This window comes from Flavobacterium koreense (assembly GCF_054776075.1).
Genome location: NZ_BAAHCF010000029.1, coordinates 206969 through 222366, shown reverse-complemented (window position 1 = coordinate 222366; position 15398 = coordinate 206969). Strand labels below are relative to the sequence as shown.

Genomic DNA, 15398 nt, shown 5'->3' with positions numbered 1-15398 from the left:
AAATACTAAGACAATCCGATTATCTTACCATTATTGTCAATATCAATCCTTTCAGCATTTGGAACTGCTGGCAAACCTGGCATTCGCATAACATCACCAAGTAACGGAACAATAAATCCTGCGCCGCTTGCAATTTCAAACTCACGAACCGTAATAGTGAAATCCTTCGGACGACCTATTATCTTTTCATTATCAGAAAAACTTGCAGGTGTTTTTGCCATACAAATCTGAAATTCATTAAAACCTAAATCATTAATCATCTTCAATTGTGATTTCGATTTTGGTGAAAACTCAACAGAGCTTGCTCCATAAATTTCTTTGGCAATCGTATTTATTTTATATTCAATCGAATCCTCTTTTTGATATAAAGGTTTATAATTTGCTTCACCTTTATTGATTTCAGCAACTACTTTTTCAGCTAATTCAGCCGAACCTTTTCCACCATTAACAAAAGCTGTGCTTACAATTGCAGTCACACCTTTTGCTAAACACAATGCTTTCAATTTATCATATTCTGCTTGAGTATCATCCGGAAAAGCATTTATAGAAACCACAGGATTTATTCCAAATTTTTGAATATTTTCAATATGTTTTTCTAAGTTGCAAAATCCTTTTTCAATCGCAGCTACATTTTCAGTTTTAAAATCTTCTGAACTCAATCCAGCATGATGTTTAATCGCTCGAATTGTTGCAACTAAAACCACTGCATCTGGTTTTAATCCGCTTTGTCCACATTTTATATGAAAGAATTTTTCGGCACCTAAATCGGCACCAAATCCTGCTTCAGTAACAACATAATCACCAAGAGAAAGTCCCATTTTAGTAGCAATTACAGTATTCGTTCCTTGTGCAATACTTGCAAATGGACCGCCGTGAAGAATCGCTGGATTTCCTTCTAAAGTTTGCACTAAATTAGGTTTCAAAGCATCTTTAAGTAAAACTGCCATTGCTCCTACTACTTTCAAATCACGAGCAAAAATCGCTTTTCCATCAAAAGTTTTTCCAACAAAAATATTTCCTAATCTAAATTTCAAATCTTCTAAATCTTTTGATAAACACAAAATCGCCATCACTTCAGAAGCTGGAGTAATATTGAAACCATCTTCTCTCATTGTTCCATTGGCTTTGGCACCAACTCCAATAATGATTTGGCGCAACGAACGATCATTCATGTCCATCACACGTTTCCAAGCAATAGATTTTGGATCTAAATTCAAGGAATATTTTGGATTTTGAAGATTATTATCAATTACTGCCGAAAGTAAATTATTTGCTTTTTCAATAGCCGAAAAATCACCTGTGAAATGCAAATTAATATCTTCCATCGGAACAACTTGAGCATAACCGCCACCAGCAGCGCCTCCTTTCAACCCGAAAACTGGTCCGAGTGATGGTTCACGCAAAACTCCAATAGCTTTTTTTCCGATGTAATTCAAACCGTCTGTTAAGCCAATTGACATTGTGGTTTTTCCTTCACCATATTTAGTAGGTGACATTGCAGAAACCAGAATAAGTTTACCTTTTGGATTTTCAGATTGTAATTCTAAAGGTAATTTGGCTTTGTACTTTCCGTAGTATTCTAAATCGTCTTCTTGAATATTTATTTTTTCAGCAATTTTTCTAATGTGTTGTAAAGTTGCATTTTGAGCAATCTCAATATCGGATGGAAATGTTGACATTATTATTTTAGTATAATTTGAAGTAAAATTAGTTGAGTCGTTTTGAAATAAAAATGATATAAATCAAATAAAAAAACCTACAAGGTTTGTAAAACCTTGCAGGTTGAGTTTATTCTAAAGACAACGTAATTTGTCCGTCGTCGTCTAATTCTGTTTGAATATCTTCAGAAACATTATCTTCTCCTGAAACTTCCATTTCTTCTGGCGCTTCTTCCACAGGTTCTTCATAAGGCAATGGTTCTAGAAGATTGACTTGTTTCAATTTATCGGCCGTTAATTGGTTTCCTAAAGCTTTTATTCCTTTTACAGTAATAAATTGTTCTAAATCTATTGTTTGATTATCCTTTTGAACACCTTTTACTTTGGCAAAAATGATTTCAGCAACTGGACGCCAATCGGTAGAAACAATTTCTAACTGTGATTTTTCGTGTTCGGTAATGAAAACTTCATCTTTGTTTTCGTTTTCAACCAAGAAACGTTTTACAAAATAACGTTCTTTTTCACCATCATAATAAATACAAGAAATTGGTTTCTTTGGATTCCATTTTTCCAACACAATCATATCTTCATCAAAGTGCGTAGTCAATTCTGGAATTATGGTTTTCAATTTTCCTGCTTGATTGATAATCAAAAGTCTATCATTTGGACGGAATTCTCCCAACAACTCTCCTCTTCCATCAACATTCAAACGTTGAACTGTATCATCAAACCAAACTTTTCTCGGACGTAAAGTTGAAATTCCTTTCTCCTTCAATTCGATTTTCTTGATTGGATATTTAGTAACTGTATTTCCACGAGAAGCACGACCTTTTATGGCAATATCTGTGAAGTCTACATCCCATTTTAGTTTCTTAACGCTTCCAACTTGACGTAATAAAATGGTTACAACCTCAGCTTCACCATTTGGATTTGCAGAGAAATATAAGGTTTGCGAACCAACTTTTTCTTGAGTTAAATCGTAAAATTTATCACGAGTAACTCCTGAAACATTGAAACGTTTTATAAAAGTAGAACCATTTTTACCATCACGGTAAATCATGTTGTAAATGGTACGTTTGTCATTTTTATCAAAAACCGCAATGTGGATGATGTCTTTTCCAACGAATTTCTTATCATCGACTTTTGCAATCATCATTTTCCCATCTCGAAGAAAAACAATAACATCATCAATATCAGAACAATCGGCAACGTATTCGTCTTTTTTCAAACCTGTTCCAAAGAATCCTTCTTCTTTGTTTACATATAATTTTGTATTTCTTAAAACTACTTTGGTAGCTTCAATATTTTCAAAACTTCTTAATTCCGTTTGACGCTCACGACCTTTTCCGTATTTCTCTTTTAATTTGGCAAAATAATCTATGGCAAAATCAATTAGATTATCTAAATGATGTTGCACTTCTTTCATTTCGTCTTCCAATTTGGCAATAAAATCATCCGCTTTATCCGAGTCAAATCGTGTAATACGAATCATCGGAATTTGGGTTAATTTTTGCAAATCTTCATCTTCAATTTCACGAACAAATGACTTTTTAAACGGTTCAAATCGTTTGTACATATATTCGTAAAGCGATTCTCTATCCGAATACAATTTGAAATCAATGTACATTTCTTCACGAATGAAAATCTTTTCTAATGTCGAGAAATGCCATTTGTTTTTAAGTTCTTCTAATTGAATTTCGAGTTCTTTCTTTAATAAATCAACCGTTCTTTCCGTCGAAATTTTCAACATATCAGAAACACCAATAAACAATGGTTTGTTATCTTCAATCACACAACCCAAAGGAGCAACAGATGTTTCACAAGCCGTGAAAGCATATAAAGCATCAATCGTTTTATCTGGAGAAACTCCTGGAAATAAATGAATTAGAATCTCAACTTCGGCAGCAGTATTGTCTTCAATTTTTTTGATTTTGATTTTACCTTTTTCATTGGCTTTCAAAATACTATCAATTAGTGTCGACGTATTTGTAGAAAACGGAATTTGAGTAATTACCAATGTTTGTTTGTCCAATTGTGATATTTTGGCACGAACACGAACACGTCCGCCACGCAAACCATCGTTATAATTGGAAACATCCGCAATTCCAGCCGTTTGAAAATCTGGATATAATGTAAAAGGTTTTCCTTTTAAAATTTTAATCGAAGCATCAATTAATTCATTGAAATTGTGAGGCAACACTTTAGTCGATAAACCAACCGCGATACCTTCAGCACCTTGCGCCAAAAGCAACGGAAACTTCACCGGAAGATTATTTGGTTCAGCTCGACGACCATCATAAGAAACACCCCAATCGGTTATTTTTGGAGAATATAAAACTTCTAAAGCGAACTTTGACAAACGTGCTTCGATATATCTCGAAGCCGCAGCGCTATCACCTGTTAGAATATTTCCCCAGTTTCCTTGACAATCAATCAACAATTCTTTCTGACCAATTTGCACCATAGCATCACCAATACTCGCATCTCCGTGTGGATGATACTGCATCGTGTGACCAACTACATTCGCAACTTTGTTGTAACGACCGTCATCCAACTCTTTTAGCGAGTGCATAATACGACGTTGCACAGGTTTGAAACCATCTTCAATCGCAGGCACAGCACGCTCAAGAATTACATAGGAAGCGTAATCCAAAAACCAATCTTTGTACATTCCTGTAACTTTGGTAATGGTATCTTCTGGATTCTCGTCGTTTTCGTAAAAGTGATTTCCGCCTCTCGAAACGATGTCCTCAAAGCCTTCGTCTATACTTTCGTCGTTAGTGGAATCGTCTAACTCGTCGTTAGTTTCTTCTTCGTTAATGTTATCTTCTTCTTCGTCTTTCATTTATGCTGAATTTATTTCAGTATCTGTTTAAATTAACTTCTATTTACTATTAATTAATTTTATTAAATCCTCTTTGCTTGGTAAAATTGTTTTGTATTTACTTGCAAAAATTTGCTCGTTATTATCTGGTAATGTGTATTCTACAACTAAATCACTTTTGTTTTGACATAGTACAATTCCGATGGTTTTGTTTTCTCCTTCGAGACGCATTTCTCTGTCATAATAATTGACATACATTTGCATTTGTCCTAAATCTTGATGTTTCAATTCGCCAATTTTTAAATCGATTAAAACAAAACTTTTTAAAACTCGATTGTAAAATACTAAATCAATATAGAAATGTTTATCATCAAATGTAATTCGTTTTTGACGTGCGACAAAGGCAAAACCTTCACCTAATTCTAATAAAAAATGTTCTAACTTATTGATTATTTCTTGTTCTAATTCGGATTCAGAATAATTGTGTAACTCTGGCAAACCTAAGAATTCTAAAATGTAAGGATCTTTGATAATGTCTTTTGGTTTTTCAATAATCTGACCTTCTTCTGATAATTTTAAAACACCTTCTTTATCTCTACTTAAAGCCAATCTTGTATATAAAGCAGAATCATATTGACGTTTTAATTCACGTACGCTCCAATTATGTTTTTCCGATTCAATTTCGTAAAAACTTCGTTCTTTTTCATCGTCGATTCTCATTAGAAAAAGATAGTGTGTCCAAGTGAGCTTAAAAAATGAAATAAGTGTATGATAATCAAATTTTTTGAATTCCACAATCAGTGATTGTGGAATTGAAGATTCGGATTCCACAATCACTGATTGCGAATTTTGAATTTGTAAAATCCTAGACAACGTCTCGGAATTTGAATAAATTAAATAAAACTTTCTAATTTGTTCTAAATTACTCAATGAGAATCCTTTACCAAACTCATTTGTCAATTGCACAGAAAGTCCTTTTAGGATTTGTTTTCCGTATTCGGCTCGTTCTTTTCCGTTTTGTTCTTCTTCGATAATCATTCTTCCAATTTCGAAATAGGTGTAAGTCATTGTTGAATTTACCGTACGCAAAACTTGTTGTTGTGCATTTTGCAATAACACAACGACTTGTTGGAATAACTCTTTATTTTGAAGTTCTTTTGACAAAATTCTAACTTTATTTCTCCACCAATTCCTTATCCAATTCCACTTTCAAATTATTGATAATGAACGTTTGTCTATCTGGTGTATTTTTACCCATATAAAACTCTAATAAGGTTTCTATTGAGGTAGCTTTATCTAACATCACAGGATCTAAACGGATGCTTTCTCCAATAAAATGCTTGAACTCATCGGGTGAAATTTCTCCTAATCCTTTAAATCGTGTTATTTCAGGTTTTGGTTTTAATTTTTCAATGGCATCGCGACGTTCTTCGTCTGAATAGCAATAGATGGTTTCTTTTTTATTTCGAACACGGAATAACGGCGTTTGTAAAATATATAAATGTCCTTCTTTAATCATTTCAGGAAAAAATTGAAGGAAAAAGGTAATCAATAACAAACGAATGTGCATTCCATCGACATCGGCATCGGTTGCGATTACAATGTTGTTGTAACGCAAATCTTCGATACTTTCTTCAATATCTAAAGCGGCTTGAAGCAAATTAAATTCTTCATTTTCATACACGATTTTCTTCGACATTCCATAAGAATTCAAAGGCTTACCACGTAAACTAAAAACCGCTTGTGTATTTACATCACGACTTTTGGTTATCGAACCCGAAGCCGAATCTCCTTCGGTAATAAAAAGCGTACTTTCTAAACTTCTTGGATTTTTGGCATCGGTTAAATGAACACGACAATCGCGTAATTTTTTATTGTGTAAACTTGCTTTTTTAGCTCTGTCTTTGGCTAATTTTCTAATTCCTGACAGTTCTTTACGTTCGCGTTCGGCTTGCAAAATCTTACGCAAAAGCGAATCGGCAACTTCTGGATTTTTATGTAAAAAATTATCTAATTTGGTTGTAATAAAATCGTGAATAAAGGTTCGAACCGTCGGGCCATTTGGACCTACATCATTAGAACCCAATTTGGTTTTGGTTTGCGATTCGAAAACTGGCTCTTCCACTTTTATGGAAACCGCAGAAACGATTGATTTACGAATATCTGAAGCTTCAAAACCTTTGTTGTAATATTCACGAATGGTTTTTACAATGGCTTCACGAAATGCGTTTAAGTGCGTTCCACCTTGAGTAGTATTTTGTCCGTTTACAAACGAATGGTATTCTTCGGAATATTGTGATTTACTGTGAGTTAATGCAATTTCTATATCATCACCTTCTAAGTGAATGATTGGATATTGCATATCGTCTTCAGCAATTGTTTCTTCCAATAAATCTTTTAAACCGAATTCTGAAAGGTATTTTTCACCATTGTAATATATTGTTAATCCGCGATTTAGATAACAATAATTTTTGAGCATTTTGATGATATACTCGTTACGGTATTTATAGTTTTTGAAAATAACTTCGTCAGCAATGAAGGCAACTTTTGTTCCTTTTCGCTTAGTTGATTCAACAACTTCTTCTTCTAAAGTTAAATTTCCTTCTGAGAATTCGGCTGCTTTTTGTTGGTTATCACGAACCGATTCTACGCGAAAATAATTGGACAAAGCATTCACGGCTTTGGTACCAACTCCATTCAAACCAACGGATTTTTTAAACGCTTTAGAATCGTATTTTCCACCGGTATTCATTTTGGAAACTACGTCAACGACTTTTCCTAATGGAATTCCACGACCGTAATCGCGAACAGTTACCAATTTATCTTTTATGGTTACTTCGATAACTTTTCCTGCACCCATAACGAATTCGTCGATGCAGTTGTCGATTACTTCTTTTAGTAAAATATAAATTCCGTCATCTGGAGACGAACCGTCACCGAGTTTCCCAATGTACATTCCGGGACGCATTCGGATGTGTTCTTTCCAATCGAGTGAGCGTATATTGTCTTCGTTATATTGTGTTTCTTGAGCCATTTTAAAATGTATCGATTTTGTGCTAATATAGTGCATTTCGAGTCATTTTTGAAATGATATTTGTCAAAGTTATTAAGAATGTTTTTGACAATTTATTTGTTTTCAAACTTGAAATTTATCTTTAATAGTAAAGACTAAATTTTAATTACGATTTTATTTTGCACCTGATTGAAATCGAAAACAGGATGAACAACTAAAAAAGTACAAATAAAAAAATGTAAAGTTGTAATTACTTGAAAATAGATCTATTTAATGTGTTTAAAGAGCTTTCTATTTAATTCTTTTGGACTGAACGGCTTAATAATATAATCGTTAATCCCAATGCTGATTGCTCTGTCTAGGTACCCATATGATGCGGATGCAGTTAACGCTATAATTGGAATGTCTTTGTCTAGATTTCTGATAATTGTAGTAGCTTCATAACCATCCATGATTGGCATGGATAAATCCATTAAAATAATATCATAATTGAATTTCTTAAATTTTTCAACCGCAATTAATCCGTTTTCAGCAACATCTAGAATTACATTCCATTGATTAATAATTTTATGAGCAATTTTAATATTGATAATATTATCTTCCACTAAAAGTACTTTCATTTGATTTAAATCTTTTTCTACATATTCGTTAGAAAACATGATGTCATCGTGTTGGGTTTTGTTTTTATCAATTGGAAGTTGGAGTACAAAGTAAAAATTAGAGCCTTTGCCAATTTCGCTTTCCAATTTAATTTCTGAATTCAAGAGTTGTAATAACTGTTTGGTAATGACTAATCCTAGCCCTGTTCCTCCGTAATTTCTATTTGTTTTTGTTTCGGCTTGGGTAAACTTTTCGAAAATAGATTGAAATTTATTTACATCTATTCCGATTCCATTATCGATTATTTGAATTTTAAAAGTAGAGATTCCGTTAATTAATGAAATTTGGGTTACTTTCACTTTTATTTCACCTTTTTTGGTAAACTTAACAGCATTTGATATTAAATTGGTAATTACTTGACTCAATCGCAATGGGTCGCTTATTAAATTTGGTGTAAAATCGGCATCAATTTCGATGCTTATTTTATTTAAATTTTCAGAAGCTTTCAACTCTAACGACTTGGAGATTTGAATAATTAATTCTTTGAAATTAAAGGGAATACTCTCAATCTCAATTTTTCCAGCTTCTATTTTACTAAAGTCTAAAATATTATTAATTAGTAAAAACAAATTGTTAGAAGAGTGTTTTAAAACCTCAAGATTTTCTTGAAAACTAACTAAAGTATTTTCTTTTTCCATGATATAAATTAAGCCAATAATTGCATTTAAAGGCGTTCTAATTTCATGGCTCATTATGGATAAAAAATCGGATTTTGCTTCGTTAGCATTTTCAGCAGAAGCTTTGGCTATATATAAAAGTTCTTGGTATTCTTTTTTGAGTTCAATTTCACTATTTAATACCTTGATTAGTTCTTTAATATTACTATTATTGCTTCGTTTAATTGTATTACCGCTAAGTTTATTGATTGCTTCAATTAACTTATTTTCAAAGAATTCTTTTTCGGTTAATTCGTCTTTTAATTTGGCATTAATTTCAGAGTATTCTTTATCATTTAATCGAGAGGCTTGTTCTGATAATTCGGCATCTTTTTCATAGTTTGAATAGGTTTGATTCACTACATTAATAAAATCTAATAACTTCGGGTTATCTGCAAAATCATCCTCAGTTAAAAATTTATTAAGTTGTCGCCTTAAATTTCTATTTAAAATATTATTATCCATTTATTCACTTTCAGAAATAACAGTTATGGTCATGGTTTGATTATGTAGTTCGCAAGCAACATTTTGTAGAGTTGGAGAAATTTCTCCATAGGAATAAAAACCTGCAAGAACAGTATTATTACCAAAAACATCTTTTACAACTTCAATTTCCTCTTCTATTCTGTTTCCTAAAACTATTTTTCGTCCAACACAACTTACCATTAAAGCCAATTGTGGGTTTTCATTGTCATTAATTAGGCTACTATTGGCGGCTTCATATGACGCATCAATTAATTTATCGAAATTAGCTTTCATTAAACGAACATAAGAACCTTGAGGAATATTTCCTGCAAATGTCATCGATTTATTTTCTTCATCAATGGCTAAAATTGTTCTTACAATCGCTTCATTCTCTTTATTTTCTTTCATCGATAATGGAAAATACAATGATGAACCTGGTAATTCATCGGCATATTTACCTAAATATTCTTTGTATAAATCTAAGGCGTATCGATCTCCAATTTTATACAAAACATTTTTATCTGATAATGTAACTTCACGTTCAGGACCAAAATCGGTCCAACCGCCTTCACATCCGAAACCAAAGTGTATATTTTCGCCATAAAAACCAACAGCAACAATTTTTCCTTGAGATGGTTCTGAATTAAGTCCTACTATTGTTTTTTCAAAATTAAAAGCATCACCAGCTAAACCTCCAAAAATAGGTATATCTCCATTAGTCTGTTTGATCAATTCGTTTATTAATTCTGTTCCGTTGACAAAACTTCCCTCAGATAAGATTAATATAGATTTTAAGTCTTTTACAAAAATTTCGTTTTTAATTTTTTTACCTAAATCTTCAATATTGTTATCTAACTGAATATCAACTTCAAGTGCTTTAATTTTTGTTTTTTGAAATTGTAAAGCAGTTGATATTACTTTTTCATTTACAATTGTATCGTTAGAAATTTGTCCTGAAGTAGAGCAAAAAACTATATCTGAATTGGGGTACAGACTTCTTAATGATTCATAATGCTTAAATTTTTCTAAAATTGTTCGTTCACCAAAGGCTAAAACTAATTGTGCTTCAATTGGATTAAAACCATCAGTTGAAACAATTGAAGTTGAATTTTCGGAGCTATTAAATAGCAGTTGTTGAATTTTCATTTTTTTGGTTACTTTAATAGATTGGGGTTATAAAGTAAATTAAAAAAAAGTTAAAAACAAAAAAAAGCTATAAACTTTTGGTTTAAAGCTTTTTAAATATTAAAAAAAAGTAGTTATACGTTAAATCTAAAATGCATCACATCTCCATCTTTAACGATGTATTCTTTTCCTTCCACTCTTAGTTTTCCGGCTTCTTTACATTTAGCTTCTGAACCTAAAGAAGAATAATCTTCGAATGCAATAACTTCAGCACGGATGAATCCTTTTTCAAAATCGGTGTGGATTACTCCAGCTGCTTTTGGTGCTGTATCGCCAACGTTAATTGTCCAAGCGCGAACTTCTTTAACTCCAGCTGTGAAATATGTTTGTTGTTTTAATAATTTGTAAGCTGCACGAATTAATACTGCAGAACCTGGTTCAGTCAATCCCATATCTTCTAGGAAAACTTGACGCTCTTCGTAGCTTTCTAATTCAGTAATATCTGCTTCTGCTCCTACTGAAAGTATGATAACTTCTGCATCTTCGTCTTTTACTAATTCACGAACTTGGTCAACGTATTTGTTTCCGTTTACTGCTGAACTTTCGTCAACATTACAAACATAAAGTACAGGTTTGTTTGTAATTAATTGAAAATCTTCCATCAATTCAATTTCGTCTTGATTTTGAGGTTCAACAGTTCTTGCAGATTTTGCTTGCAACAAGGTTTCACGAATTCTATCTAAAAGAGCTTTTTCTGTTTGCGCTTCTTTATTTCCTGTTTTAGCTGCACGATTTACTTTTTCTAAACGTTTTTCAACCGTTTCTAAATCTTTTAATTGCAATTCGATATCAATCGTTTCTTTATCGCGAATTGGATTTACATTACCATCGACGTGAACGATATTATCATTATCAAAACAACGCAAAACGTGAATAATAGCGTTACATTCTCTAATATTTGCAAGGAATTGATTTCCTAAACCTTCACCTTTACTTGCTCCTTTTACCAATCCTGCAATATCAACGATATCAACAGTTGCCATTTGTACGCGTTCTGGTTTTACCAATTCTTCCAAACGATTGATTCTTGGATCTGGAACGTTTACCACACCAATATTTGGCTCAATAGTACAAAACGGAAAGTTAGCACTTTGCGCTTTAGCATTTGATAAACAATTAAATAAAGTTGATTTTCCTACGTTTGGTAATCCTACAATTCCTGCTTTCATATTATGCTGAATTTAGTTCAGTATCTTTCGATTTGAATGTTATTTTTTAAAAGTGTGCAAATATAATCTTATTAATTGAAAGAATAAAAGATTTAAGCATGCTTACTATTAGTTTATTTAGAATTAAAATGTGGTAAATATATAAAAGTGTTCGATTTGCATGTAACACTTTCTAAATTAGCTGAATTAATTTTGTAAAACATTAATTATTAAAATTTTACATTATGAAAACTCTATTTTTTGGAATGCTATCGTTGTTTACAACAGCAACTTTTCAAGCTCAAAACAAAAACATTAAAGACGAAACAAAAACAACTACAACTACTGTTACTGATTCTAATGGTGAAAAAACTTATGTAAAGAAAGAAAATACTCGAGAAGTACAAGAAATTGAATTGAAAGAGGAAAAACCAAATACATTGAATATCGAAACCAAAGATTCTCCTGTTATAGTAACAACTACTACAAAAATAACAAATCCTGATGGAAGTACTCGTACAGTTGATGTAGATCGTTCATCCTATTATATGTATGACAACAAAAAATACAATGTTAAACTTGATGCTAATGGTTATAGAATAATAGGTGATGATACTAAAAAAGGTGCTTTACTAAGAAAAACTTCTACTAATAGTTTTATTTATTACAATGGTAAAGAAACATCAATTGGTTATTTTGATACTGATGGAAATTTAGTTTTAGAAACCTATAATTCCAAAACCGATACTGTTACTTATAAAACTTATGTTATTGTGAAACAATAGGAAAAAAAAGCGAATCAAAAACTACTTAAAAAATTTGTTTTTGATTCGCTCTATTTTAATCATCAATACTCAAAATTATCTTTTCCTCTTCTTCTGTAGCAACCATTCCTGAGATTTCCCAATAATTACTTAGGATTGTATTTTTCTTATTGAATAAGGTTTTATCTTTAAAAACCTCACTTTCCTTAAAGCTATAATTTTGGTTACTGAAATTAGTAGTTATAAAGTAATTCCTAACTTCAATGTCAGTCGTTTTATTCTTAACAACTTTTTCATATCCTATTTCCTCTTTTGAACCAATTAAATAATAATTATTGGAGTCAAATCGATACATAGTTTTAAAAAAGGATTTATAAACATGCTTCCCATTTTTTCCTGTTTTATCTTTTGCTTTTGCAAATGAAGTTGGAGAAATCTCGGAATTAACTTCAATAATTATCTTTTTCTTCCTATCATAAGTTATAGTATAATCGTCTAACATTGCTGAACTATTATCTGCTGGTATAGCAGTCATAACATAGTAATCTTCATTGACTGGATGTGCTTTTACTAAAAAATCGTACTCTTTCTTAGCTCTCGGTTCCAAAAGCGGATTCAAATATTTGAAATTGTAATAGTTTTGCATAATATTATTCAAATTGTATCCTACAAGTTCATCTATTATATAATCTTCAACCAATCCGAAAGACCTATTTTGCTCTACCAATATAGTTGTACTAAAATCATTTGGCTTACCTGAAAGTTGAAAATTCAATAGCCCATCATTATAATTTGAATAAACTCCGTTAAGTTTAAAAAACTCTCTAGCATATACTTTCAATCTTGCTGGAACCGTGAGTTTTTTGGAAGAATTTTCTATTAAAGAAGCGAGTATTTTTTGTGGATGTTGCTTTGTTAAAATTATTTCATCTAATTTATTAAAACTACTTTTAAGATAAATTACTGTTTCTTTTTCTTTTAATATTGTAGACCTAATTGTCTGAGAAACATAGGAAGTATGCGTTATTTGTATATTGGAAATTCCTTTTAGAAGAAAACTGACTTTTCCTTCAGCATTACTTAAATTAAGTTGCTTTGTTTTTAAGACTAAAACAGTAGCATCTTCAATAGCTAAATTAGTATCTGCATCTTTAAGAATTATAGATTTTTCTACCTCTTGTGAATAAAGATGACTTGAAAAAAATAAAAAAACAAATGCAATAAAACACTTCATACTTGAATTAGTTTATTAACAAATATATAAATTCTTTTAAAACATTGATAAATAATAGATTAAATATGTTTTGAAAATCATAACGTTTTTAATTCAAACAAAAAACCACCAACTATATCAACAGTTGATGGTTTACTCTATATTTTGCAAAAAATAAGTTATTCGTTATGTAAAAACGATTGTCTGTTTAAAAGTGTTTCTTCACTTTCCACATGATTGTCATCAGGAATACAACAATCCACCGGACAAACTGCTGCACATTGAGGTTCTTCGTGAAAACCTTTACATTCAGTACATTTTCCTGGTACAATGTAGTAAACATCATCAGATACTGGCGTTTGAGCCGCATCAGCATCCACTTCAGTCCCATCTGGAAGAATTACTTTTCCTCTTAACTTTGTACCGTCTTTGTATCTCCAATCATCTGCACCTTCATAGATTGCAGTATTTGGACATTCTGGCTCACATGCACCACAATTGATACATTCGTCTGTTATTATGATTGCCATCTTTACTTTTAGATATTAAATTTAAGATATTAGATTTAAAAAATCCTTAATCCTAAATGATTTGTTTAATTTTGTGCAAAATTACAATCAAAACCATTCATAAACAAGTTACAAATGTTACAAAAAGAAAAAATTAACGCTTTTGTAGAATTAGGAAAGTTTTTAAGCCAATTTTCATTGGATAATAACACCAAAAATGAAGCTGTTCTAAATAATAATTTGTTCTATGATGATTTTATAAATTTGATTGAATTATCACAATCACATAATGGTTGGTTTACACCTGAACAAGTTTATTTTGCTATAAATTCTTGGGCAGAAGCTTTGACAGAAGAAAATTTAGAAAAATGGTTATCGAGCTATGATTTTTCAAATGTGAAAGCAAAAACAGTTGGATTAATCCTTGCCGGAAACATTCCATTAGTTGGTTTTCATGATTTTTTATCGGTAGTGGTTTCTGGTCATAAAGTTTTGGTAAAGACCTCTTCCAACGATCAAAAATTATTGCCTTTCCTTGCTAACTATTTAATCTCTGTAAATTCTGAATTAGAAAATTACATCAAATTTACAGAAGGAAAATTAGAAAATTTTGACGCAGTAATTGCGACTGGAAGTAATAATACAGCAAGATATTTCGAATTTTATTTCAAAGACAAGCCAAGTATTATTCGTAAAAACAGAAATTCAGTTGCTATTTTAACTGGAAATGAGTCGCATGAAGATTTAATAAATTTAGGTGAAGATATTTTTAGATATTTTGGGTTAGGTTGTCGCAATGTTTCAAAATTGTTCGTGCCAAAAGATTATAATTTTGAAAATTTCTTCAAAGCTATTTATGAATACAAGGATGTAATTTTTTATGAAAAATATTCTAATAATTACGATTATAACAAAGCCGTTTTCTTGATGAGTAATTTCAAATTACTGGATAATGAATTTCTTACAATCAAAGAAGACACAAGTTACTCCTCACCTATTTCATCTGTTTTTTATGAATATTATGAGGACTTGAATGAAATAAAATCACGTTTAGAAAACGATGCCGACCAAATTCAATGCATTGTTTCAAAAGATGCAATAGAAAATTCAATACTATTTGGACAAACCCAAAAACCAAATCTTTGGGATTATGCCGATAACGTTGACACTTTAGCATTTCTAAAGGAAATTTGATTGCGTTTTTCTCAAAAATTGTTATAAACTATAACGATTTCGTTAATAACAAGGGCTGATTATTGTCAAATTCTAACCGCTTTTTCGTAGGCTATTTACGAAATTTGCG

General features: G+C 31.4%; 11 protein-coding genes. 2 read left to right on the top strand and 9 right to left on the bottom strand.

Annotation, left to right across the window (positions count from 1 at the left end; translation table 11 throughout):
• Positions 1–5: 5 nt before the first annotated feature.
• The 7 genes from ACYU7A_RS09160 to ychF form a co-directional block, all read right to left on the bottom strand.
• The gene (locus ACYU7A_RS09160) at positions 6–1679 is read right to left on the bottom strand and encodes a formate--tetrahydrofolate ligase (RefSeq protein WP_460575937.1); all 1674 of its coding nucleotides are present in this window, start codon (positions 1677–1679) and stop codon (positions 6–8) included.
• Between the two features lie 109 nt (positions 1680–1788).
• Positions 1789–4503, bottom strand: a complete 2715-nt coding sequence (locus ACYU7A_RS09155) for a DNA gyrase/topoisomerase IV subunit A (protein WP_460575935.1) — start codon at positions 4501–4503, stop codon at positions 1789–1791.
• A 39-nt stretch (positions 4504–4542) separates the two neighbouring features.
• Complete coding sequence (locus ACYU7A_RS09150; RefSeq protein WP_460575933.1) at positions 4543–5646, bottom strand: PDDEXK nuclease domain-containing protein; 1104 nt, start codon at positions 5644–5646, stop codon at positions 4543–4545.
• Positions 5647–5656: 10 nt separating this feature from the next.
• A complete protein-coding gene (locus ACYU7A_RS09145; protein ID WP_460576694.1) occupies positions 5657–7516 on the bottom strand; it encodes a DNA topoisomerase IV subunit B in 1860 nt (619 codons plus the stop codon).
• A 245-nt stretch (positions 7517–7761) separates the two neighbouring features.
• Positions 7762–9276 carry an ATP-binding protein gene (locus ACYU7A_RS09140; RefSeq protein ID WP_460575931.1) on the bottom strand — a complete coding sequence of 505 codons (1515 nt, stop codon included), beginning with the start codon at positions 9274–9276 and terminating at the stop codon, positions 7762–7764.
• Positions 9277–10422: an FIST signal transduction protein gene (locus ACYU7A_RS09135; protein ID WP_460575929.1), complete on the bottom strand. Its 1146-nt coding sequence runs from the start codon at positions 10420–10422 to the stop codon at positions 9277–9279.
• Between the two features lie 113 nt (positions 10423–10535).
• Positions 10536–11630, bottom strand: a complete 1095-nt coding sequence (ychF, locus tag ACYU7A_RS09130; RefSeq protein ID WP_460575927.1) for a redox-regulated ATPase YchF — start codon at positions 11628–11630, stop codon at positions 10536–10538.
• A gap of 224 nt (positions 11631–11854) precedes the next feature.
• Here ychF and ACYU7A_RS09125 point away from each other — a divergent pair, with 224 nt between their 5' ends.
• A complete protein-coding gene (locus ACYU7A_RS09125; protein ID WP_460575925.1) occupies positions 11855–12394 on the top strand; it encodes a hypothetical protein in 540 nt (179 codons plus the stop codon).
• Between the two features lie 55 nt (positions 12395–12449).
• On the opposite strand, the gene ACYU7A_RS09120 is transcribed toward ACYU7A_RS09125, so the two are convergent.
• Both ACYU7A_RS09120 and ACYU7A_RS09115 read right to left on the bottom strand, forming a co-directional pair.
• A complete protein-coding gene (locus ACYU7A_RS09120) occupies positions 12450–13607 on the bottom strand; it encodes a hypothetical protein (RefSeq protein ID WP_460575923.1) in 1158 nt (385 codons plus the stop codon).
• 158 nt (positions 13608–13765) lie between these two features.
• Positions 13766–14116: a 4Fe-4S dicluster domain-containing protein gene (locus ACYU7A_RS09115; RefSeq protein ID WP_345089648.1), complete on the bottom strand. Its 351-nt coding sequence runs from the start codon at positions 14114–14116 to the stop codon at positions 13766–13768.
• A gap of 114 nt (positions 14117–14230) precedes the next feature.
• Here ACYU7A_RS09115 and ACYU7A_RS09110 point away from each other — a divergent pair, with 114 nt between their 5' ends.
• Complete coding sequence (locus tag ACYU7A_RS09110; protein WP_460575921.1) at positions 14231–15289, top strand: acyl-CoA reductase; 1059 nt, start codon at positions 14231–14233, stop codon at positions 15287–15289.
• The last annotated feature ends 109 nt before the right edge of the window (positions 15290–15398 follow it).

Coding starts and splice junctions, on each gene's coding strand:
- ACYU7A_RS09160 (WP_460575937.1), bottom strand. CDS start 1,679: ATGTCAACATTTCCATCCGATATTGAGATTGCTCAAAATGCAACTTTA.
- ACYU7A_RS09155 (WP_460575935.1), bottom strand. CDS start 4,503: ATGAAAGACGAAGAAGAAGATAACATTAACGAAGAAGAAACTAACGAC.
- ACYU7A_RS09145 (WP_460576694.1), bottom strand. CDS start 7,516: ATGGCTCAAGAAACACAATATAACGAAGACAATATACGCTCACTCGAT.
- ACYU7A_RS09140 (WP_460575931.1), bottom strand. CDS start 9,276: ATGGATAATAATATTTTAAATAGAAATTTAAGGCGACAACTTAATAAA.
- ACYU7A_RS09135 (WP_460575929.1), bottom strand. CDS start 10,422: ATGAAAATTCAACAACTGCTATTTAATAGCTCCGAAAATTCAACTTCA.
- ychF (WP_460575927.1), bottom strand. CDS start 11,630: ATGAAAGCAGGAATTGTAGGATTACCAAACGTAGGAAAATCAACTTTA.
- ACYU7A_RS09125 (WP_460575925.1), top strand. CDS start 11,855: ATGAAAACTCTATTTTTTGGAATGCTATCGTTGTTTACAACAGCAACT.
- ACYU7A_RS09120 (WP_460575923.1), bottom strand. CDS start 13,607: ATGAAGTGTTTTATTGCATTTGTTTTTTTATTTTTTTCAAGTCATCTT.
- ACYU7A_RS09115 (WP_345089648.1), bottom strand. CDS start 14,116: ATGGCAATCATAATAACAGACGAATGTATCAATTGTGGTGCATGTGAG.
- ACYU7A_RS09110 (WP_460575921.1), top strand. CDS start 14,231: ATGTTACAAAAAGAAAAAATTAACGCTTTTGTAGAATTAGGAAAGTTT.